20 protein-coding genes are annotated in these 21,406 nt (G+C 40.8%); 6 read left to right on the top strand and 14 right to left on the bottom strand.

What is annotated here, in order from left to right; translation table 11 throughout:
* Window positions 1-219: 219 nt before the first annotated feature.
* Together R2Q78_RS13815 and R2Q78_RS13820 are read right to left on the bottom strand one after the other, a co-directional pair.
* Entirely contained in the window at window positions 220-1,521 is a 1,302-nt protein-coding gene (locus tag R2Q78_RS13815) for an ABC1 kinase family protein (RefSeq protein WP_316792864.1), read from the bottom strand.
* Window positions 1,522-1,526: 5 nt separating this feature from the next.
* Entirely contained in the window at window positions 1,527-2,180 is a 654-nt protein-coding gene (locus R2Q78_RS13820; RefSeq protein WP_316792868.1) for a TetR family transcriptional regulator C-terminal domain-containing protein, read from the bottom strand.
* 198 nt (window positions 2,181-2,378) lie between these two features.
* On the opposite strand from R2Q78_RS13820, the gene R2Q78_RS13825 reads away from it, so the two are divergent.
* The 3 genes from R2Q78_RS13825 (at window position 2,379) to R2Q78_RS13835 (ending at window position 6,315) form a co-directional block, all read left to right on the top strand.
* Window positions 2,379-2,687: a hypothetical protein gene (locus tag R2Q78_RS13825; RefSeq protein WP_316792871.1), complete on the top strand. Its 309-nt coding sequence runs from the start codon at window positions 2,379-2,381 to the stop codon at window positions 2,685-2,687.
* Window positions 2,688-2,824: 137 nt separating this feature from the next.
* Complete coding sequence (locus tag R2Q78_RS13830; protein ID WP_316792874.1) at window positions 2,825-5,125, top strand: TonB-dependent receptor; 2,301 nt, start codon at window positions 2,825-2,827, stop codon at window positions 5,123-5,125.
* Between the two features lie 200 nt (window positions 5,126-5,325).
* Window positions 5,326-6,315: an alpha/beta hydrolase gene (locus R2Q78_RS13835; protein WP_316792876.1), complete on the top strand. Its 990-nt coding sequence runs from the start codon at window positions 5,326-5,328 to the stop codon at window positions 6,313-6,315.
* Here the strand turns inward: R2Q78_RS13835 and R2Q78_RS13840 are convergent.
* Together R2Q78_RS13840 and R2Q78_RS13845 are read right to left on the bottom strand one after the other, a co-directional pair.
* Complete coding sequence (locus R2Q78_RS13840) at window positions 6,310-7,092, bottom strand: zinc-dependent peptidase (protein WP_316792878.1); 783 nt, start codon at window positions 7,090-7,092, stop codon at window positions 6,310-6,312. The genes R2Q78_RS13835 and R2Q78_RS13840 overlap by 6 nt on opposite strands.
* Window positions 7,093-7,095: 3 nt before the next feature.
* Window positions 7,096-8,109, bottom strand: coding sequence for a Gfo/Idh/MocA family oxidoreductase (locus R2Q78_RS13845; protein ID WP_316792880.1), 1,014 nt, complete (start codon window positions 8,107-8,109; stop codon window positions 7,096-7,098).
* Between the two features lie 58 nt (window positions 8,110-8,167).
* Here R2Q78_RS13845 and R2Q78_RS13850 point away from each other — a divergent pair, with 58 nt between their 5' ends.
* Window positions 8,168-8,515, top strand: coding sequence for a hypothetical protein (locus R2Q78_RS13850; protein ID WP_316792882.1), 348 nt, complete (start codon window positions 8,168-8,170; stop codon window positions 8,513-8,515).
* 93 nt (window positions 8,516-8,608) lie between these two features.
* Here the strand turns inward: R2Q78_RS13850 and R2Q78_RS13855 are convergent, their stop codons facing one another.
* From R2Q78_RS13855 to R2Q78_RS13885, 7 genes are all read right to left on the bottom strand, one after another.
* Window positions 8,609-9,289 (bottom strand): OmpA family protein, encoded by a 681-nt coding sequence (locus tag R2Q78_RS13855; RefSeq protein WP_316792884.1) that lies wholly within the window; start codon window positions 9,287-9,289, stop codon window positions 8,609-8,611.
* Between the two features lie 164 nt (window positions 9,290-9,453).
* Window positions 9,454-10,152, bottom strand: a complete 699-nt coding sequence (locus R2Q78_RS13860; protein ID WP_316792886.1) for an ABC transporter ATP-binding protein — start codon at window positions 10,150-10,152, stop codon at window positions 9,454-9,456.
* Window positions 10,149-11,627: a DUF5687 family protein gene (locus tag R2Q78_RS13865; protein WP_316792889.1), complete on the bottom strand. Its 1,479-nt coding sequence runs from the start codon at window positions 11,625-11,627 to the stop codon at window positions 10,149-10,151. Before R2Q78_RS13865 ends, R2Q78_RS13860 begins: the two co-directional genes overlap by 4 nt.
* A 1-nt stretch (window position 11,628) precedes the next feature.
* Window positions 11,629-12,909 (bottom strand): replication-associated recombination protein A, encoded by a 1,281-nt coding sequence (locus R2Q78_RS13870; RefSeq protein WP_316792890.1) that lies wholly within the window; start codon window positions 12,907-12,909, stop codon window positions 11,629-11,631.
* A gap of 27 nt (window positions 12,910-12,936) precedes the next feature.
* The gene (locus R2Q78_RS13875) at window positions 12,937-14,160 is read right to left on the bottom strand and encodes a DEAD/DEAH box helicase (RefSeq protein ID WP_316792893.1); all 1,224 of its coding nucleotides are present in this window, start codon (window positions 14,158-14,160) and stop codon (window positions 12,937-12,939) included.
* A 43-nt stretch (window positions 14,161-14,203) separates the two neighbouring features.
* A complete protein-coding gene (locus tag R2Q78_RS13880) occupies window positions 14,204-14,947 on the bottom strand; it encodes a DUF4197 domain-containing protein (protein ID WP_316792895.1) in 744 nt (247 codons plus the stop codon).
* Window positions 14,948-14,952: 5 nt separating this feature from the next.
* The gene (locus R2Q78_RS13885; protein WP_316792897.1) at window positions 14,953-16,530 is read right to left on the bottom strand and encodes a vWA domain-containing protein; all 1,578 of its coding nucleotides are present in this window, start codon (window positions 16,528-16,530) and stop codon (window positions 14,953-14,955) included.
* Window positions 16,531-16,664: 134 nt separating this feature from the next.
* On the opposite strand from R2Q78_RS13885, the gene R2Q78_RS13890 reads away from it, so the two are divergent.
* Complete coding sequence (locus R2Q78_RS13890; RefSeq protein WP_316792899.1) at window positions 16,665-17,243, top strand: sigma-70 family RNA polymerase sigma factor; 579 nt, start codon at window positions 16,665-16,667, stop codon at window positions 17,241-17,243.
* Window positions 17,236-18,591, top strand: a complete 1,356-nt coding sequence (locus R2Q78_RS13895) for a carboxypeptidase-like regulatory domain-containing protein (protein ID WP_316792901.1) — start codon at window positions 17,236-17,238, stop codon at window positions 18,589-18,591. The genes R2Q78_RS13890 and R2Q78_RS13895 overlap by 8 nt, the downstream gene beginning before the upstream one ends.
* Here R2Q78_RS13895 and R2Q78_RS13900 read toward each other — a convergent pair.
* The 3 genes from R2Q78_RS13900 to R2Q78_RS13910 all read right to left on the bottom strand — a co-directional run bounded on the left by R2Q78_RS13900 (window position 18,588) and on the right by R2Q78_RS13910 (window position 21,364).
* Window positions 18,588-19,598, bottom strand: coding sequence for an inorganic phosphate transporter (locus tag R2Q78_RS13900; RefSeq protein ID WP_316792902.1), 1,011 nt, complete (start codon window positions 19,596-19,598; stop codon window positions 18,588-18,590). The genes R2Q78_RS13895 and R2Q78_RS13900 overlap by 4 nt on opposite strands.
* 12 nt (window positions 19,599-19,610) lie before the next feature.
* Complete coding sequence (locus R2Q78_RS13905; protein ID WP_316792903.1) at window positions 19,611-20,252, bottom strand: DUF47 domain-containing protein; 642 nt, start codon at window positions 20,250-20,252, stop codon at window positions 19,611-19,613.
* Between the two features lie 86 nt (window positions 20,253-20,338).
* Window positions 20,339-21,364 (bottom strand): sensor histidine kinase, encoded by a 1,026-nt coding sequence (locus R2Q78_RS13910; protein ID WP_316792904.1) that lies wholly within the window; start codon window positions 21,362-21,364, stop codon window positions 20,339-20,341.
* Window positions 21,365-21,406 lie beyond the last annotated feature (42 nt).

Raw genomic sequence — 21,406 nt, forward strand, 5'->3', positions numbered from 1 at the left:
TAGAACACAAATATATCAAGTAGTTTGATTTGTTTATTGTTTATTTGTTTTTTATAAACAAATTTTTACAATTATTTATATAACAGCGCCTGAATGTGTTTTAGATGGGGGTGAAAAATAATTGAAGCTAAGATGAAACCTTTTGGACTTTCAATAGTCAAAGATGTAGTTTTTAGTTTTAGGTTAGGTAAGGGTACAGCCGTGGCGACTGTACCTTTCCTATTTTATATGGGGTTTATAAGTGTCGGTATTTACTACAGCTTTTAATTCCTGGAGTATGGTGTAAAGCCCGAAGTTGGTGCGGTTTACATAAATAAAATGCTTCACTCCCCTGGCTTGTTTAAACTCGGGCATTTTCGAGATCTTATCTCCATAATTGTACAATTGCTGAAAGAAATCGGGATTGTCAAAATCAAAGGTCCTGCTGGTGTAAGGTTTTGCAAACAACACAATCATTTCCAAATACATCTTATGGTAAAAAGCAATTTGCTGTTCATTGTCATTCGGAAGGATCATCTCCAGCTTTCTGAATGCTTCTATGGTTTTCTCCTTATCATTGATGATATCTGTGGATATAAGAGAAAAGAATGGGTGATAGAAATCGTCAGGCATCTCTTTGATACAGCCAAAATCTATTACGCCCAATTTTTCATCAGGGGTGATCAGAAAATTACCGGGGTGTGGATCAGCATGCACCGCTCTTAACTCGTGCTGCTGGAAATTGTAAAAGTCCCACAGTGCCTGACCTATCTTATTCCTGAGATCCTGTGAAGGATTTGTTTTTAAAAACTCTTTCAGATGCATTCCGTCAATCCAGTCCATGGATATGATCCTTTTGCCTGACAACTCAGGATAGTAGGTGGGAAAAACTACATTGTTGAGATTTTTGCAAGCTTCAGAGAATTGGATTGAACGTCTTACCTCCAGCTCGTAGTCGGTTTCTTCAAGCAAACGTTCTTCAACTTCCCTGATGTAGATGTTCAAGTCTTTTTCACTCATATTGAGTAAACGAAAAGCGAAAGGTTTTACCAGCTTAAGGTCAGAAGAAATGCTGTCTCCTACGCCTGGGTATTGTATTTTTACCGCCAGCTTCCTGCCATTCAGTTCAGCAGTATGTACTTGCCCGATTGAAGCAGCATTGGTGGATTTCAGGTTGAATTTGTCATAGATCTTTTCAGGCGGTTTGCCGAAGCTTTTGCTGAAAGTCCTGACGATCAAAGGTCCTGAAAGGGGTGGTGCGTTGTATTGAGACTGGGTGAATTTGTCGACGTAAGATTTTGGAAGGATGTTTTTATCCATGCTTAGCATCTGTGCGATTTTTAAAGCACTTCCCTTCAGCTCGCTTAAAGACTTATAGATATCTGTTGCATTGTCCTCATTTAGCTCGTCCCTGCTAAGGTCGGGGTTGAACAGTTTTTTTGAATAATGTTTGATGTAGTTTCCGCCGATTTGAATTCCCGTTTTTACAAATTTAGCTGACCGCTGGGTTTTGGTAACAGGAATGCTTTTTTGCTCTTTCATGATGCTTATAATCCCATCTTTTCTTTAAATCTGCTGTTTCTTGAAAGAAATTTACCATATTCCAGTAAGTTGTCTATCGGTGAATGCTGAAACAAATCGAAGGTGACATTGATGCCTTTTTCTATCGCTTCATCTGTCTTTTCAAAATCGGCACTCTCGTCATTCATCCAGAATTTCACAATGAAGGCAAACTGTAGCCATACCGCATCCTTATATTTTTTGCTTATAAATCTACGTTCAGCCAACTCACCACTTTCAAGGCCTTCATTGATAATCTCTTCTGCGAAGTGCTCAAAAATGGGCTTGACGCCAGAAAGTACTTCAGGTGTTGAAAAGCCGTTCCTGCTTGATCTTATGGTATACAATACAAAGCTTCTTTGCTTTTTAAGAACCTCTACATAGCTATAAAAGAACGCGAGAATTTTGTCTCTTGAAGAGTAATCGCTCCATACATCCTGCTGTTGCAGCGTGTCGATGGTTTCAACAGTGAGCTCTACCCAAACTGCTTTTTCTATGCTTTCGAAAGAAGCATAAAATTCATAAAATTCAGGTTCAGAGATCTTAAGTTTTTTGGTAAAGCTATAAACTGATTTGGGTTTTTCATCGTGGGTCAGGACAAAGTCGATATAACCCTTTTTTATTTGTTGAGCGGTGGCCATTTCTTTTTATTTTATATAACGAATAAATGGATTGCATAGTTTGCAAAGCATTTAAAGTTAGCGGATTATTGTATCATCTTTGTGTAAATAAAAGGCAGACGAAATACTGAATGTTATTAAACAAATGTGGAATTGTATAGAATTGACTAGTTTTGGCTTTTGAAATTGAAAAAGAAGCTGCTACATATCCACCGGTTGATGTCGGTCTTGCTGTTAATGGTCTTTGCCATTGCGCTGACTCCTTTTTCAGCTTTTCATAATCACCACCATCAGGAAGAGACTGTCTGTAAAAAAGACCATAAAGACTGCGGGCATAGATTTCATATCCATAGCAGCGCTGATGATTGTCTGATTTGTAAAGCGCATTTTGAAAAGAATTATACACAGACACATTATCATTACCAGCTATTCAGAGAGGTAAAGTTTGTGTCTAAGTATTTTATGGTAGCTCAGGGAAATTATGCTGAGCTCATCACACTGGCCTTAAGAGGTCCCCCGCTAGCCTAGTTATATTATTTCTTTCAGGAGACCATCGTCCTAAATTAATTAGATTTTATAAGAAATCAGCATTTCTTTACATGTGGCATGTATTGTCATCGGTCTTAAAGATGATGTTTTGTATGCTGATTTTCAATCACACATTCATGAAAAAGATACAACTTTTACTAGCAGTAATGCTATATACATTTATAACAACAACGGCCTTTGCAACTGAATTGGCAGAGTTTAAGGGAAAGGTCATTGATGCATCAACTCAGGAGCCACTTGCGGGGGCTACAATTTATATTACCGATTTAAAAGCGATTACGACCACAAATTCAGAAGGAGAATTTACTTTAAAAAATGTTCCAGCAAAAGGCAGATTTCTGCTGGAAGTACGCTTTATTGGCTATAAAACGCATTCGCAGATGATAGATCTTGCGGTACCAACAAAGCTAAATATATCTATGCAGCCATCGATCATAGAAAGTGCTGAAATCGTGATTACAGGATCCCCGTTCAGCTCAAATAATAAAACCAATAGCTTGTCTGTGGTAACTGTAGGGAAAGAGAAATTGGCCCAGGCAGGGGGTACAAATTTAATTGACGCGGTAGCCAAGGTGCCGGGGATCTCACAGGTAAGTACTGGCGGGGCTATTTCTAAACCAGTAATCCGTGGGTTAGGGTATAATAGGGTGCTGACAATGGTAGATGGTGCCCGTGAAGAAGCCCAGCAATGGGGTGATGAACATGGGATCGAGGTAGATCAGTTTTCAGCCGCAAGGGTTGAAATCCTGAAGGGTCCGGCGAGTTTGCTTTATGGTTCGGATGCATTGGGCGGGGTGATCAATATTATTGATGATCTGGTTCCTGCACCAGGGACGCATCAGGGTGATTTTACCAGTACATACAGTACGAATAACGGGCTTACAGCATCGTCTTTAATGATGCAGGGTAATGACAATGGGTTTGTGTACAGAGGACGTGCGTCTTATAAAAATGCATATGGGTTTAGCTATAAAAATGCTGTAGTTCCCAATTCAGGATTTAATGAATTTAATCTGAATGGAATGCTGGGGCTGAATAAAAGCTGGGGATATTCTCATTTGACCTTTTCAAGGTTCAATACTAACGTAGGACTGGTGGAAGAAGGTCCGGATGATAATGGAAACTACCTGGATGAGGATGGAAATCAAATTGACAGATCAAGTGCACAAAGAAGAGGACTCGGTCTGCCATTTCAGAATATCAATCATTATCGCGCGGCACTCAATAGTAATGTCATCCTTGGAAAAGGACAGTTGAGAACTACTTTTGCTTTTCAGCGTAACATCCGCAAAGAGTTTGAGGAAAGTGCAGATGAACCAGGCTTAAATCTGAACCTGAATTCTTATACCTATGACCTGAAGTATTATTTTCCTAATGCGGGTAAATGGGAACCGGCAATTGGTGTTCAGGGCATGTACCAAGAGAACAGCAATCATGGGGATGAATTTTTAATTCCTGATTATACGAGCAATAATATTGGGGCATTTGCTTATCTGAAACGCAATTTTGAAAATGGCGCAATCAATATTGGTGCGCGATATGATTATAAAAAAGTAGAGGGAGACGGGCTTGTATTTGACGGAGAAGAGATTTTTAATGGGTTCAATAATAAGTTTTCCAATGTGTCAGGCTCTCTTGGATTTGCTTTTGAAGTGGCAAAAAACCTGGTTGTTAAAGGGAATGCGGGATCTGGGTTCAGGGCTCCGAATATTGCAGAGTTGGGTGCGAATGGACGTCATGAGGGAACTTTCAGATATGAAATTGGCAATAGTAATTTGAAGCAGGAAACAAGTTTACAATTCGATTTGGGGGTAGAGTATACTGCACACCACATCACTTTCGGATTAAATGGCTTTGCTAACCGGATCTTTAATTACATCTATTTAGGTAATTTCAATAATGAAAGTAAAGAACTGGAGAATGAAGACGGGGATATTGAAACATTGCCTGTTTATCGTTTTGTGCAGACCAAGGCTGATCTGATCGGAGGAGAAGCCTCAGTAGATTTCCATTTGGTGAAATCATTGCATTTTGAGAACTCTTTTTCTTATGTGAAAGGGATCAACCGTGCTGATGATAGTCCACTGCCTTTTATCCCGGCGGCAAGTTTAAATAATGAGCTGCGTTTTGAACCGAATGTTAAGGGATTGGATGGTACCTATATTAAAGTTGGACTTACCAACGTTTTCAAACAGGCTCGCTTCGATAGCTTTGAAACCCAAACAAATGGATATACATTGCTCGATGCCGGTATAGGAACAAGCATTAAGACAGCAAAAGGGAAATTCAATCTGTGGGTGACCGGACAAAATCTTTTAAACAAAGAATATTACAATCACTTAAGCAGGTATAAACTGGCAAATATTTACAATCCGGGAAGGAATGTGACTTTTGGTGTCAGTGTGCCTTTCATGTAAGAGGCCAGGTTTGGCAAAAGGGCAGGTAAATTGTTTACCTGCCCTTTTTTGTTACATTACTTTTTTGCCTCCCGGCTGTTCACTGAGTATATTTCCACAAAAACATAAATAATGCTTAAGTTTAGTATTTTAAGGTCTGATTATTGTTTCTCACCGGAAGCTAACTTAACTGAAGAAAGCCGCTTATTAATACCTAACTTATGATTAAAAGAAACTTATTTTTTGTTGTTCTATTTCTTTGTGCATCGATGGCTGTCAAAGCCCAGCAAGCAGATACTTTATCCATCACCCTGGAGAATGTAAAGTATCCCTATCCAATAAAGTTTTTTAATGTAAGTACCGAAGGACAGGATTTGAGAATGGCATATATGGATGTGCCCGCAGCAAAAATGAATAATGGACGGACTGTAGTACTTTTTCATGGAAAGAACTTCGGGGGATATTACTGGACAAATGTAATTCAGGCATTGAGTAACAGGGGATTCAGGGTCATTGTACCAGACCAGATCGGATTTGGGAAGTCGTCAAAAGCCTTTATTCATTATAGCTTTCATCAAATGGCACAATGGAATAAGGCATTACTGGATCAATTAGGGATTCAAAAGGCAAGTATTTTAGGCCATTCTATGGGGGGTATGCTGGCCACACGTTTTGCCTTGATGTATCCGGAACAGACTGAAAAACTGTTGCTGGAGAATCCTATTGGATTAGAAGATTATCGCCGGTTTATTCCTTATGTAAGTACTGAAGATCAATATAAAACTGAATTGAAATCAACAGCCGAAAGTGTAAGAAAGTATTATCAGAGTTCTTACTTTACGGTTTGGAAGCCTGAATATGAGGAGTTGGTTCGTATTGCGGGCGGTGTTACCAACAGTACTGATTTTCCCCGCTGGGCAAAAGTGGCGGCCATGACCTTTACTATGATCTATGAACAGCCGGTGGTATATGAATTTTATAACATTAAAGTACCAACAGTATTGTTTATTGGCAAGGAAGATAAAACTATTGTAGGCAAAGGTCTATTGAGTCCGGACCAACAAGCATTATATGGCCAATACAGATTGTTGGGCAAGCAGACAGCAGCAAAAATACCCGGTGCCAAGATCATAGAATTTGAAGCCTGCGGACACATCCCTCATATTGAAATACCGACAGAATTTACGGTTGCGCTATTGGGAAGCCTATAACTGTTTTCCAGCAGCAGGATCCTGTAAGAAAATGGCAGACAAGCGATCATATAGTTCAGGATGTTTTGTCCTGAACTGATCTGGTTTTTCAAAGAAGTATTCCGATACAACAGCAAAGAATTCTGCCTCATTGGTGATTGCATAGGGGTTGATGTCTGATTTTCCTTTCTCAATTCTTTTCATTTCCTCATGAATCATTTTAATCCAGGGAATGGTATATTCATGTCTCATCAGGTTTTCGGGAACACCGTCTGTAGCACCGTCTGATTTGTCGAGCAAATGAACAAATTCATGTATGGCTGTATTCTCTTTGTCGGCAGCATTGGAGAAACCGAGCAGAAGTGCAGATCTGGACAGGATCATTTGCCCGTTCATATAACCGCTTCCCACCATACCCAATATATTTCTGTCTCCACCCTCGTATTGAAACTCTGTGTTAAAAGTATCCGGGTAAAGCAAAACATTACTGAGGTTGTTGTACTTCCATGTTGTAAAGCCAAATACTGGTATCACTGCACTGGAAGCGACCAGAAGCTTGTCAAGAGGAGTAACTGGTGTTCCCACCCCTTCAATATGAACATAGCTTAAAAAAGCAGAAATCTTATCTTCAAACTTTAGCCGATCATCTACGTTTAAATGCTGATAAAAAACTACATTCTTGAATAACAATTCCCTGTCAGCCTCGCTAAGCTGCGCATAGTTTTTACTGCTGTCCTTTCTGAGGATGAAGTAAAGTACCAAAAGCAGGATCGGAATTAAAATGAAGAAGCTTTCCATGGATTATGCCTCAAGTATTTCAAGTTGTGCAAGAATTTGCTCTTCAGTTATTGGGTATGGGATATCATTGACCAGTGACTGATAAACGGCCTCAAACAAACCCATATAATTTCCGTGTTCAGACTCTACCAGGCTTAGGTGAGGTGTTCCTTGTTCATCCATAATGGTGAGGTGTCCTTTGTCTTCCGGGGCTTCTATACCGAATGCTGGATTACTCAGTTTCATTCCCGCTAATAATTGTCCTTCCTGTACATCCGACCGGCCCTTTACAAAAGAACCTGCTGAACCATGCAGCACGAAGGCTTTCTGAGGATCGGCGATTAGCAGTCCCGAGGTTAAAAAGACATTAAGATCGTTGGGGTAGGACAGATGGATCATGAAATAATCATCTACCTTTGTGTTTTCTCTGTGCTTGCCCAATACCTTATAAAAGGATGTTGGTTTGCCAAAAAGACTGATTGCCTGGTCCAGCAAATGAGGGCCAAGATCGTACATTAGTCCGCTGGCTGGTTGAGGTTCTTCTTTAAATATTTTTGGTCCTATAGCCTTTCTGTAGCGATCGTACCGGTAATGGACTTCAACCAGTCTGCCCAGCTTACCGCTTTCCACAACTTTTTGTATGGAAGTACAGTCGCTGTCCCACCTGCGGTTATGATAAATAAAAATCTGCTTTCCTACACTTTTAGCAAGTTCAAACAGTTCTTTCGCTTCAGCAGAGGTAGGGGTAAAGGGTTTTTCAATCAGTACATGTTTCCCTGCCTGCAAACTGCGGCGGGTGTAATCTGCATGAGTAAAATTAGGTGTGTTTACAATTACCAGTTCAATCTCAGGATCGGCAATGAGGGATTCAAAAGTATCGTAGCTTTTCACTCCTGGATATGCTGCTGCAGCAGTTTTCTGATTGCGTTCCAGGACTGCATGAAATTTAAATCCCGGGTGGGCATCTATAAATGGTGCATGAAATACTTTTCCAGACATTCCGAAGGCCAATAAGCCGGTTACAATTGCTTTTTCCATAAGCCTAAAATTAGCGTTTTTATCACAAAGCTGCAGCACTAAATTGTATCTTTGCAGCATGAAGCCTGCAGAAATACATGCAAAATGGAAAGATTTGCAAAATAAAATAGCGCAAGAGTTCGATTCAGATATTCCCGACCTGAAGGTGGTGCTGTTTTTAATCGGTGTTCAGGAGTTGGGTAAAGGGCCGGGTAAATACAGTAAGCGCCAGAAAGAGGAGCTGATGCATATCGCAACTTGCCGTTTACTAAGTGAAATGGGCTTTTATGAATTAGAAGGCCTTGATCAGGATGGCTGGCCACATTGGAAGCTGGTAAAGGCTGTGCCCTCCTATGCCATGATGGAACAGGAATTACTATTGAAATCTCTTGCTATTGAATACTTTAAAGATATTTATGAGTCTTAGCTATTTTTTCAGCGGTCATAAATCTTAAACTAAAAAACCCGAAGTACATCAGTACGACGGGTTTTTACTTTTACATAGGTAGATGTAATATTTTTATTTGCCTTGTTGCTTAGCTTCGTTTTTCAATGCATCATTCGCAACGATAACAACTTCAACACGACGGTTAGCAGCTCTTCCTTCTTCAGTTGCGTTGTCAGCAATTGGTTCAGAAAAACCTTTACCTAAAGTGATCAGACGAGATGTAGGAACACCCTGAGAAACAGCATATGCTTTAACTGCAGCTGCTCTCCTTTCAGAAAGGCCCATGTTGTAAGCTTCAGTTCCTTTGTTGTCCGTATGGCCAATTACTTTAATGTCAGTACCAGGATATTGATTTAATGAGCCTGCTAGTGATTTTACATTTGCTTTAGCTGTAGCTGTTAAATCTGATTTGTCAAAACCGAATAAGATCCCGCTATCAAATTTTACAATGATACCTTCACCCTCACGGATTACTTCAGCATTAGGGATCGCATTTTGAATCTCAGCAGCCTGCTTATCCATTCTTTTTCCAATGAAACCACCGGCAGTACCACCAACAGCAGCACCTATAATAGCACCAACCGCAGTATTACCTGCTTTTTTACCTATAATAGCGCCAATTACACCGCCAGTTGCCGCACCAATACCTGCTCCTTTTTGTGTTTTAGTTAAACTATCGCAACCTTGAAATGCCATTGCACCAAGTGATAATGCGATACTGAATGTTGCTATTTTAAATTTTGAAGTAATCATAACGTAATTATTTGTTTTGTTTTCAGCATAACTCAAACCTAGTGCCAGTTTTATTGTTTCTTCGTTTTTTTATGCTGATGCATTATAATTTTGATGCCTGATGTGTTGAAACAAGTCTTTTCATACTTAACGTATCGTAATTGTGACTATAATTTAGTACAGCTCTATACTGAAAAATAAGCTTCCAGTTCTTTTAAGGTATTTTCATTGGTCTGGAAATCTTTTATGATCAGGCCTTTTTCTAAAAGGATAATCCTGTCACAAACATCGGTCACGTGATTCAGATCGTGACTGGAGATCAACGTAGTCATTTTATCTCCTGTTTTTAGTGATTTAATCAATGACTTTAACCGGATTTGAGTGGTCGGGTCAAGGTTTGCAAAAGGCTCATCCAATACCAATAGTTCGGGATTCTGCATTAGTGCTGCGGCTATTCCTATCTTATTCTGATTCCCTTTTGAGAAATCTCTGATGTATTTTCCTTTGCGCAGTATTTCTCCATTGAAAAACTCTTCGTAGCTTTTCAGGTAATCCAGTACATGGGCCTCACTTAAATTATGGAGACTGCCGATGAAGAAGAAATATTCCTCAGAGGTTAAGTAATCTATTAGGAAGCCTTCATCAAGGTAAGAAGCAGTATAGTTTTTCCATTCGTCGCTTGCCGCAACGTCTTCTCCTTTGGAAAGGATTTGTCCTTCATCGGGACGGATGAGGTCAAGTAACATTCTAAAGAGCGTTGTTTTGCCGGCTCCATTGTTTCCAACTAATCCAATCGTTTCTCCTTCATTGATCTGAAGTTCATTTATATTGACAACGGTTCTTGAGCCATATGTCTTTTTTAGGTTAGAAATTTCTAAAATCATGGTGTTTGTCTGAAGCCTTCGGCGATTTTGTATTTTCTTTTATTAAACTCTTTCAATATAAATGCTATCCAATAGCTGCGGGTAAGCAGTCCTGCCAGGCCAAAGAAACCGAGACAGATCAGTCCGTAATAAGGTTTGCCTGCAGAAGCAAAGGGCTGGTAAAAAAGATAAGGTAATGCAAAGTAGGGGATCATGAGTACAAACTGGCTCGCACTCACTCCCTGATAGTTAAAAGTTGAGCCTTTGCTTAGGTCAATCGCCTTGTAATTTCTTGTGGCAAAATAAAGAATGACCACGGTGCCCAGACCAATGTTATACAGGTAGGTAGCGAATTGTACTGCCAGGATTTTCCAGCTTAGGAAACCATAAAATGTAATGATGCAGGTAGTGATCGTAGACATGATCGTAAACAGCAGGAACTTTGCTTTTATAAAGTTTCTAAAGTTGGTTTTGTTCGCCAGAAGGCCATCAAAATAAGAGCCCTGCCAGCCAAACATAAACTGCCCATATATGGTAACGGCACTTCCGGTCATAAATGTAGCTGCAAAAATAACCATACCCAAAGCGTCTTTTTTTAGCACATCTTCTTTGTAGAATAAAAAGCCATAGAAGATAAATAGCAGGCTCATCATCAATGCGGTTCTTGTTCTTTTATGTCTTAAAATTAATTTCAATTCTAAAGCCACCAGCGTTCCGGCTTCTCCGAAGCGGTTTAGTAAGGGGTAGTCAGTGCTGGTTTTTTTCTCTTCGGAAGAGCCAAGCTCTTCAGTGTAGAGGTTTTTCCGAAGGTATTTTGCGTTGATGATGAACATCAGGATGGCCATAACTGTAAAACCCAAAGCCAAGGCGGGCTGTTTGCTGATTAGTCCAAAAATCCCATTAGAAATCGCTTTTATAGAAAATATTTTATAATACTCTAATGCGGCGAGCACTGAGATTACCACCACAGTTATCACCACATATTTAGTGCTCGCAAGTGTAAGTCGCTTCACATAGAGGGCAGTGTAATTGTTAAATACAATCAACGAAAGGATGGAAACACAAAACATCAGCGAAGCATATGTCCCGTGAACATCTGAAATGTAAGTACAGCAAAAAGGAATAAAAAGGAATAATGGCAGTATATTAAAGGCATTGAAGAGTGCCCTTACATTTAAAAATCTAACTATTTTTCCTTTTGGGATGCGCAGGTGCAGGTAGGGAACAATACTCATTGTCGGTAGTTCCTGCAATTGTAACCGCAAGATAAAATCAATCGCAAAGTAATAGATGATGATGCCGTTGAATATCACACCCACATCTTTACCGGGGCTAAACTTTCCAATAAAAAATTCAAGATAAAAGCCCAGGCCTATTGCCAGTGTCAGCATGTAAAGTGTAAAAAAGCCAATCAGGATATTTGCAGCGATGGTACCCCCTTTGCTCTTAGAGCGCCAGAAGCCCTTCCATTGATGGCTTAAAAAGGTGATGAGCATATCAGTAATTGTATTTGTTTTTCCAGTTCTGTTTTAGTTTTTCTCTCAGCTTTTCTTCCGCGGGATTCTTACCCGGATCATATAATTTAGTCCCGCTCAGTTCCTCCGGAAAGTATTCCTGTGCGGAGAAATTTCCCTCATAGCCATGTGCATATTGATAGTCTTTTCCATAACCAATATTTTTCATGAGTTTGGTCGGCGCGTTTCTTATATGTAATGGGACTGGTAAATTACCGGTTTGTTTCACTAACGCCTGTGCTTTATTTATCGCCTCATAGGCAGCATTGCTTTTTGCGGAGGATGCCAGGTAGGTAACTGCCTGAGAAAGAATAATCCTGGATTCAGGAAACCCGATCACATTCACCGCCTGAAAACAATTATTCGCCAGCAATAAAGCATTCGGATTGGCATTACCAATATCCTCTGAAGCGAGGATAAGCAGCCTGCGGGCAATGAATAACGGATCTTCTCCTCCTTCTATCATCCTGGCAAGCCAGTAAACAGCAGCATTCGGGTCACTTCCCCTGATGGATTTGATAAAAGCTGAAATGATGTCGTAATGTTGTTCTCCGGCTTTATCGTAAAGTGCAAGATTTTGCTGTGCGTGAGCGAGTACATTTTCATTGGTGAGGACGACCTTATTACCCCCAATTCCATTGATGGCAATTTCCAGTACGTTCAGCAATTTTCTCGCATCTCCGCCTGACAATCTGATTAAAGCCTCGTGCTCGTTAATGGTGATGTTCTTTTCCTTCAACGCAACATCCTGGTTTATTGCAGTTTGCAATAGGCCGGCTAGTTCCTGCTCATCAAGAGCCTTTAGTATATAAACCTGGCAGCGGGAAAGTAAAGCGGAGATGACTTCAAACGATGGATTTTCTGTTGTTGCACCGATCAGGGTTACCAGCCCCCGTTCCACAGCTCCGAGCAGGCTGTCCTGTTGTGATTTACTAAAGCGGTGGATCTCATCAATAAACAATATCGGTAAGCCCAGCAGACTGTCTTTTAGCAACGCAGCCTTGTCTATTACCTCCCTGATGTCTTTAACGCCGGAATTGATCGCACTCAGGTTGAAAAAGGGACGGTCCAGTGTTTTGGATATGATAGAGGCAAGTGTTGTTTTTCCCACACCCGGAGGACCCCAAAAGATCATTGATGGAAGTTGTCCACTTAGAATAGCTTTTCGGAGTACGGCATCAGGCCCTACAATGTGTTTCTGCCCAACATATTCATCGAGGCTTTGCGGCCGCATACGTTCAGCTAAGGGAGGTAGGTTTTGCATATTAGTAAAGATACAAAACCCAAGGTATTATGCCTTCTTTTTAAAGAATTTGCGTTTAGGCTTACCCGATGGCCTATGTGAAGCACCTCCTGAAGCTGGTTTGTGTTCGGTAGAAACCGGGATGTTAGCCAGATGTTCCGGTACTGCGATTTTGGGGATCTCCTTTTCGATCAGTTTCTCGATGCTTGCCAGTTTACGTTTGTCCCTATTGTTGACCAGGGTGATCGCAGTGCCTTTAGTAGCTGCACGTGCAGTACGTCCAATGCGGTGCACATAGTCTTCTGCGTCATGTGGTACATCAAAGTTAATAACCAGGTCGATTCCTTCCACGTCGATACCGCGACTCAATACATCCGTACCAATGATGATCGGCAGTTGCCTGTTTTTAAACTTCAGTAAGATTTCTTCTCTTTCTTTTTGTCCCAGGTCAGAGTGAAAAGCTTCGGCTTTCAATCCCAGGTTACGGAATACTTTGCCCAGGTTTTTTACTTTCTCTTTAGTTGAGGCAAAAACAATGATGCTCTTATAATCGCCGGATTTTAAGATCTCAGTAAGCAATGGAACTTTCTGTTCATCATAAGCCATATATACCTGCTGGGAAATTCCCTCGGCGGGTTTGGAGATTGCAATGTTGATCTGCTCAGGATGCTTTAAAAGGTTTCCTGCCAGTTTTCTGATCTTTGGTGGCATCGTTGCCGAGAACATTACTGTTTGTCTTTCTTTTGGCAGATAACTTACGATGCGCATGATGTCATCATAGAAGCCCATGTCCAGCATGCGATCGGCTTCATCTAAGACAAGATGTTGCAGCTGGTCCAGTTTAAGTACTCCCGAAGAAAGGTGAGAGATTAACCTGCCAGGAGTAGCGATGATAATGTCTACACCTTCACGCATTGAGCGTTTCTGCTGTTCATACGCGATACCATCACCTCCACCATATACAGTTAGTGAACTGATATTGGTAAAATAGGAAAGTGCTTCAACCTGAAGATCAATTTGCTGTGCAAGCTCTCTTGTGGGGGCAAGGATCAGTGTATTATTGTGTCGCTCCTCGGTTCCTGCAATCATGTTCATGATCGGCAGGAGGTAAGCTCCCGTCTTTCCTGTGCCTGTTTGCGCACAGGCGATCAAATCCTTTTTATCTAAAATGAGCGGAATCGCATCTTGCTGAATCGGCGTGGCATTGCGAAATCCCATTGCCATAAGACCCTCATATAAATCAGGGTTGAAATTAAAATCTTTAAAATCCAATCTTCTATTAAGTTGTTAGTTTTACCGGATAAAAGTAACCTTTTTATTTGGTTTTATTCTTATCGGCATAACCAAACACTTTTTGCAGCAACGAAGTTGAGCGTGAACCGATATTATCCCTGATTTTCAGCTCTTCCTGGGCGACCTGGATAAACATTCCGTCAATTGCTTTTTGGGCAACGTAAGTCGATAAATCAGTAGAAACCGGTTTTACCAAAGGGATTTTATTATATTGATTTGCAGCATCTCCCCAGTATTTTGTAGCGCCTACTTTACTCAAACTTGCGGTGATCACCGGTTTAAATTTTTCCATCAGCTGGGCGGTAGTTACTCTTTTAAAGTAGTTGGTTGCAGCATCTTTTTGTCCAAGCAGGATGTTTGTCGCATCAGCAATGGTCATTTGCTTAATGGCAGATATAAAAATTGGCTTAGCCTCTTTGGCAGCATCTTCGGCTGCACGGTTCAAGCTGGTGATTACGTTGTCTGCCAACGAACCCAAGCCGATGGTGCGCAAAGTTTTCTCTACTTTTTGTGCTTCGGGAGGGAATAAGATCTTTACAGCCATATTTCCCAAAAAACCATCCTTAGCGGAAAGTAAATCTGCTCCTCTTGAAGTTCCAATCTCCAGTGCCTGTTTTATACCCAATCCTATTTCTGAGGTAGTTGGATTGCCACCTGCAGGAATTTGTTTGAGGATGCTGCCGAGTTGTGACTGACTTTGTACGTCACAGCTATTGAACAACAGTCCACATAGCAGGGCCAGGGAAAGGAGTTTGATTTGTTTCATGGTCTTCATTTATCAGACGAAGATAACAATTCTCCTGCCACGTTTGAATCCAGTCCTGCATATTTCTTAATGAGCCTGTTCAGCAAAGCATTAAGTTGTTCTACCTGGTAGCTTCCTGTTGTGGGTTTGAGGTGGGAATTCCCTATCCCGCTGTCATCAGTGAGGAAAACGTAGGTGCCGTTTGTGCCCATGGCCATGAAGCGCATGAGGAATTCCGTGTTTTTATCAATCCCGCTTGCCACCACAGGGATCAAAGTAATTCCTTTTGCTGCGGCTTCTTTAACAGAACGCTGAATGCTTTTTACCCTTGCCTGATCGTGGTGTGGAGGGGCATCCAGGATCATAAACATGAGTTTGGCAGCGGGACCCTGTGTTGTCCATTGTTGCTGATAAATAGCACTTTCCATGGCTTCTTCAACTGCCTCCTCAAAATCACCACCACCAGAAGCATATTGTTTGGACAAGTTGTTTTTGACGTTCATCAGGTTGCTGTCAAAGCCAAAGTCACGCACCACGTATTCGTCGCCTTTGTCGCGGTAAAATACCAGTCCTGTCCTTGTTTTTATCTGACTGCCATTATTTAAACGTCCAATGATGTCCTCCAGTTCCGACTTCAGATAGTCTATTTCATCCCCCATTGATCCTGTAGCGTCTACCATAAAAAGGACATCCAGGTTTTTGATACTTTCTGCCTGACGGTTTAAAGTTATGTCCAGCTTTCGCACATTCTTTGCAAAGTCTTTTTTGTATAGTTCCTTTCCGTCAGCAGCATTAACCACGATTGTCAACCCCTCTTTTTCATTGTTAAACAGTGACGGCCAAAGCTCTGCTTTTCCTTCAAAATTACTCTGCGCTTTCCAGAGCGGCGTTCCGTTTCGCAGTGCGGTGACTGTATAATTAATCAGCGGTTGTTCGCTTTTACTTTTTAAAGTCACGCTCACTCTGTTGGCGGTATAAAATGCCCAGTGAGATTGTTTGGCTGACCAGTCCTGATTATTCATCAAATCTTTCCAGAAGTCCCAGTTTTTAAGGTCGTTCCATTCGCCAGCGGTAAGCAGGTTCGACTGAGGTTTGTCCTTTCCCGGACGCCTGTCTCCGATCTTAAGGCCTTCTGCAACCGGTCTTTCAAAGGTTTTGATCGCTGTAGGTCTTTCTCCTTTTCGGGGGGATAAGCCGGCTACTTTTCCTGTAAGCATCGTAGTAGCATGAGACACGCTTCCGGTAACAGCGGATTTTCGCTCAGTGCCAAATCCAACCACAACAACTTCGTTGAGTGCCGCATTATTTGCCGCCAGTGCCACGTTGACCTCTTTATTCTCCTTAAGTTCTATTACTGCAGTGGTGTACCCTATATAAGAAAATTTTAAGGTTGTTTCTTTATCTGCTAAGCTAATTGAATATCTTCCGTCCGGTCCAGTGCTTGTTTTTACTTTCCCATCTGAGGTACTTACGGTAACTCCCGGTATTGGATTGCCGTTGTCTTTATCTTTCACGGTTCCTATAATAGTTTTTAGCACAGTGCTGTCAGGCTTAAAAGCTGCAAGCAGGAGAATAATAATGGTCGGAAGCAATAACTTTTTCATGGCTTTTTGTTTTACTCATGATGTATGCTTTAAAGAAATTCCATACTGGTCTCGAAAAATATTTTTATACTTGATAAAACGATTGTAAGTTTACAGCTTACAACAGATCTACTTATCGTTATAACTGATCCCTTTTGAAGTTTATAAAGAACAACGCCCGAATACAGGAGCAAGATGATGCTGCTCTGATTGCCAGCTATAAAGCTAATGGCAATCTTGAGGTATTGGGCGCGCTTTATAACAAATACATGCACCTGGTTTTTGGTGTTTGCCTCAATTATTTGAAGGATGAAGAGCAAAGTAAAGATGCGGTAATGCAAATCTTCGAGGAACTTGTAATCAAACTTAAGATTCATGAAGTGCAGAATTTTAAAAGCTGGCTGCACGTACTTGCCCGCAACCATTGTTTAATGGCTTTGCGCAAGCAATCTAAGAATACAACCGTTTCATTAGAAGATACTTTTGTGGAAAACACAGAATTTGTGCATCTTGATATCGATGATACAAAAGAGACGAAGCTTACCATTATGGAAAAGTGTATGGAAACACTTCCTGAGGAGCAGAGGGTGAGTGTGGATTTGTTCTATTTGCAGGAGAAATGTTATAAGGAAGTGGCTGACATTACAGGCTTTGATATGCCTAAAGTGAAAAGCTATATCCAGAACGGGAAGAGGAACTTGAAAATTTGTATAGAAAAGAATAGTAGTGAATAAGGATTGGTTAGATATCGCAGTTTTGGAAGATTACCTTGATGGTAAACTTGATGCCAAAACTATGCATCGGGTAGAGCGTGAAGCGCTTGAAGATCCCTTTGTGGCTGAAGCGCTGGCAGGTTTAAGTGAATCGCCTAAGCGCTCATTAAACTCTATCTCTATACTTCAAAAACAGTTGCAGGAACGGATAGCTGAACAGCATGTCATAAAAAAACGTTCTGTAATTACCTGGCAACGCTTAAGTATTGCGGCTACAGCGGCTGTAATGTTTATCGCAGTAAGTGTTGTTTTCTGGATGAAGGAAGACAACAGGAGAAAACAAATGGCTGCTTTACCTAAGAAAGTAGATGTCACCATTGCCCAGAAAAAGACCGAAGTTCCGGTGCAGCCATCAATAGCGGCAGATGAAGCTCCGGTTGCAATTGAAAAGGCGATACAATCTGTTAACAAAGAGTCATATGCTGGCTTAAAGGCTAAGAAGACACCTGTTGTAGATCCTGTTAAGGGGGGGGGGGCTGCGCTGAATGACGCAGTTGTTATGGCTGCTCCTGATGTGCCGGCAAAACAACCTGCTTCCGCCGCTCCATTAATGCTTAGAGGTGTTAGTGCTATGAACTTAGGAGGAAACAATTCCCTTAGCGGAACGGTAGTGGAACAGGATAACGGAGAGCCAATACGGGGAGTTAATATTAAAGTAGCAGGAACCAATCTGAATGCAGTGACCGATGCTTACGGTAAATTCACCATTAATTCAGACACTGTAATTAAGGGTAACATTATTGCCAATTATATCGGCTATAAGCCAGCAGAAGCAAAGCTGAATGCCAATCAACCGGTAAATCTTTCTCTGGTAGCGGATAAAAGTATTTTGAATGAAGTTGTGGTAGTCGGATATGGCTCTCAACCTAAAGCGAAGTCTGTAGGAAGTATCGTTACGATAACTGGCAAGGATATTAAAGCTGTTCCTAATGAAGATCTTGCAAAGTTATTACAAGGTAAGGTTGCTGGGTTTACCAATACAACAGATCCTTCCTCAATAAGCAATGTCATGATTAGAGGAAGGAGTGCAGATGCGCCAAAGTATACCCTTTCTGAACCTAGTGGTGGATGGGAAAAATTCACAGTTTACATCAAAAAAAATAACCGATTCCGCAATGAAGCGAAAATCGGTCAGACTGTTATTCTTACGTTTACATTGAGTAAGAAAGGCAAACCTGAAAATATAAAAATACTTAAAGGTATTGCCGAGAAATATGATCAGGAAGCCATAAGGCTGATCCTTAAAGGACCGAAATGGGATCCGTCTGCTAATGATGTCGCACAGCTTATTGCTGCTGTTGATTTCTAAAAGAAAAGGTGCACAACGCTGTAAACAAGTGCAGCTAAAGTAGCAGAAACCGGAATGGTTAATACCCATGCCCAAAGTAAGCTTACAGTAACACCCCAGCGTACAGCAGATACCCTTTTTAATAAACCAACACCTACAATCGAACCAGTAATGGTATGTGTTGTAGATACCGGGATACCAAAATGCTCCGTGATACCTAAGGTTACTGCACCTGCGGTTTCAGCAGCCACACCTTCAAAAGCATTTACTTTAGTGATCTTAGAGCCCATTGTTTTTACAATCTTCCATCCGCCGCTCATTGTTCCCAGCGCAATTGCCGCATAACATGAAATAGGGATCCATTCAGGCATTGCATCTCCGGTTTTTAGTACGTTTGAAGCTACCATGGCAACATAGATAATCCCCATTACTTTTTGGGCATCATTACCACCGTGAGTAAAACTAAGTGCAGCTGAAGAAATCAGCTGAAGTCTTTTGAACCACTTTTCTGCAACAGAAGGTCTTGCATTTTTAGAGATGTGTAAAATGATAATTGAAATGATTACCGAAATGACCATCCCGATTACCGGGGCAAGCACAATAAAAGCTACAACTTTTAAAATTGGGGCAAGGTTGATTGCCGACATAGCACTGGCGCCAACTGTTACCGCCTTGGCCATACCTGCGCCAGCAAAACCGCCAATTAAAGTATGAGAAGAACTTGAAGGGATACCAAACCACCAGGTAAAGAGGTTCCAGGTAATTGCGGCTATCAGTCCCGCCAGGATCACTTCAAGGGTAATGAAGTTTTCAACGACAGTTTTAGCGATTGTATTGGCTACTTTGTGGTCAGTGAAATAAAAATAAGCAGCAAAATTAAATACTGCCGCCCATAATACCGCCTGAAATGGCGATAATACTTTGGTAGATACGATTGTCGCAATCGAATTTGCCGCATCGTGAAAGCCGTTTATATAGTCGAAGGCAATAGCCATGACAATTACAACGACCAATAAGGTAGTTACCATTTTTTAAAGGTTTTAAGCGTTCTTTACCAAAATAGATTCCAACACATTCGCTGCGTCCTCACATTTATCCGTTGCCAACTCTAAGGTTTGCAGTACTTCTTTTTGTTTGATCAGTTCAATTGCATTGGTCTCAAATTCGAACAAACGGGCAATTGCAAGATTACAAACATAATCTGCCTGATTTTCTCCGCTGTTGATCCTAACACAAGCATCAGCTATTACACGGATATTTTTGAAACTTCTCAGTTCTTTGATTGCTTTTTCCAAATCGGTACACATTTCTACCAGCAATTCTGCGAGTTTGATCATTGCATCTCCAATATTCGACACGTTATATAACTCTATGTTACTTGCTGAAGCATGGATATAATCGGCGATGTCATCTACAGCACTGGCAAGTGCATGAATATCTTCCCTGTCAAAAGGAGTGATGAAATTTTTGCTGAGCTCCAAAAATATTGAGTGGGTAATGTCATCGCCAACGTGCTCAAGACGTTCAACTTCTTTGATATATTCCTTACGTTTTTCCAGATCAGTTGCGCTTAATGCAAGTAGCAAAGCCTCAGAAATTTTCAATACATTACTTCCTGCCTGTTCAAACAAAGGCTGGAATTTTTTGTCTTTCGGGGTAAAGAACTTAAAAATACTATTCATCTTTTCTATATAATATGATACAAAAGTATGAGTGTAATGTTAAGTTAGTGTTAAGTGTTAAGTTTTTTTAACCCGGCTTAACGTTGCTAACCAATCTTTTCCAGTGTAAAGGCAAATGTGGTTCCGATCTGCAAGGTGCTTCTCACAGATATAATCTGCTGATGTGCTTCTAAGATGTGTTTTACAATAGCAAGTCCAAGGCCAGTTCCACCTTCTTCCCTTGATCTGTGCGTATCTATTCTGTAAAATCTTTCAAATAAACGAGGCAAATGTTTCTCGTCAATGCCGATTCCATCGTCAGTTACTTCTATTAGATACTGGTCATGCAATTCAAAGATTTTAATTGCTGTAGAGCCTCTTTCACGACCATATTTTAAAGAATTCTCTATCAGGTTTACCATCACCTGGCGTATTTTCTCCCTGTCGGCCCTGACAAAAGCAGGATAGGTATATTTCTCTTTAAAGGACAAAGTAATTCCTCTCGATCTGGCTTTATCCTCCAGTAGTTCCATTACCTCTTTGGCCAGCATGACAAAATCAAACTTTACATAGTTTATAGGGATTTCACCAGTCTCTAATTTGGAGATAGAATCAAGGTCATTGATCAGATAGCTCAGCCGTTCTACATTATTCTCAGCCTTTTTTAAAAACTTTACAGCCATGTCAGGATCGTCTACGATGCAATCCTGAAGCGTTTCAATGTACCCTTGTATCGCGAAAAGAGGTGTTTTAAATTCGTGAGATACATTAGATAAAAATTCCCGTCTGAACTGTTCCTGCTTCTTTAAAACCTCTATCTCACGTTTTTTAGCGCCTGCCCATTCCTTTACTTCCTGTTCCACATCGTTGATGGGATCAGAACTTACATATTCGCCTAATGCATCTTTAAGATCCTTGCCCAGTTTCAGGTTGTGGATCAATTTATAGATCAAAACTATCTTTGAGTAAATGTATTTTTCCAGAAGATAGTAAAAGACAATAAAGCAGGTAAAAAATGAGACGCCAAAAGAGATTAGCAGGTAATACCAGCTTTGCTGGAAATGGTAATTTACCAAGCCAATGGATAGCGCTACAGCTAGCGAAGTGATCAGGACCAGTATACTTAATTTCATCCCAGAAATGTTTTATGATTGAGGCAAGTTACAAGTTAAATT

The sequence above is a fragment of the Pedobacter frigoris genome (genome assembly GCF_032678645.1).
Lineage (GTDB): Bacteria > Bacteroidota > Bacteroidia > Sphingobacteriales > Sphingobacteriaceae > Pedobacter > Pedobacter frigoris_A.

Excerpts from the sequence above, each read along its gene's own strand:
- R2Q78_RS13815 (WP_316792864.1), bottom strand. The coding sequence starts at position 1,521 with ATGAAAGAGCAAAAAAGCATTCCTGTTACCAAAACCCAGCGGTCAGCT.
- R2Q78_RS13820 (WP_316792868.1), bottom strand. The coding sequence starts at position 2,180 with ATGGCCACCGCTCAACAAATAAAAAAGGGTTATATCGACTTTGTCCTG.
- R2Q78_RS13825 (WP_316792871.1), top strand. The coding sequence starts at position 2,379 with ATGTCGGTCTTGCTGTTAATGGTCTTTGCCATTGCGCTGACTCCTTTT.
- R2Q78_RS13830 (WP_316792874.1), top strand. The coding sequence starts at position 2,825 with ATGAAAAAGATACAACTTTTACTAGCAGTAATGCTATATACATTTATA.
- R2Q78_RS13835 (WP_316792876.1), top strand. The coding sequence starts at position 5,326 with ATGATTAAAAGAAACTTATTTTTTGTTGTTCTATTTCTTTGTGCATCG.
- R2Q78_RS13840 (WP_316792878.1), bottom strand. The coding sequence starts at position 7,092 with ATGGAAAGCTTCTTCATTTTAATTCCGATCCTGCTTTTGGTACTTTAC.
- R2Q78_RS13845 (WP_316792880.1), bottom strand. The coding sequence starts at position 8,109 with ATGGAAAAAGCAATTGTAACCGGCTTATTGGCCTTCGGAATGTCTGGA.
- R2Q78_RS13850 (WP_316792882.1), top strand. The coding sequence starts at position 8,168 with ATGAAGCCTGCAGAAATACATGCAAAATGGAAAGATTTGCAAAATAAA.
- R2Q78_RS13855 (WP_316792884.1), bottom strand. The coding sequence starts at position 9,289 with ATGATTACTTCAAAATTTAAAATAGCAACATTCAGTATCGCATTATCA.
- R2Q78_RS13860 (WP_316792886.1), bottom strand. The coding sequence starts at position 10,152 with ATGATTTTAGAAATTTCTAACCTAAAAAAGACATATGGCTCAAGAACC.
- R2Q78_RS13865 (WP_316792889.1), bottom strand. The coding sequence starts at position 11,627 with ATGCTCATCACCTTTTTAAGCCATCAATGGAAGGGCTTCTGGCGCTCT.
- R2Q78_RS13870 (WP_316792890.1), bottom strand. The coding sequence starts at position 12,909 with ATGCAAAACCTACCTCCCTTAGCTGAACGTATGCGGCCGCAAAGCCTC.
- R2Q78_RS13880 (WP_316792895.1), bottom strand. The coding sequence starts at position 14,947 with ATGAAACAAATCAAACTCCTTTCCCTGGCCCTGCTATGTGGACTGTTG.
- R2Q78_RS13885 (WP_316792897.1), bottom strand. The coding sequence starts at position 16,530 with ATGAAAAAGTTATTGCTTCCGACCATTATTATTCTCCTGCTTGCAGCT.
- R2Q78_RS13900 (WP_316792902.1), bottom strand. The coding sequence starts at position 19,598 with ATGGTAACTACCTTATTGGTCGTTGTAATTGTCATGGCTATTGCCTTC.
- R2Q78_RS13905 (WP_316792903.1), bottom strand. The coding sequence starts at position 20,252 with ATGAATAGTATTTTTAAGTTCTTTACCCCGAAAGACAAAAAATTCCAG.
- R2Q78_RS13910 (WP_316792904.1), bottom strand. The coding sequence starts at position 21,364 with ATGAAATTAAGTATACTGGTCCTGATCACTTCGCTAGCTGTAGCGCTA.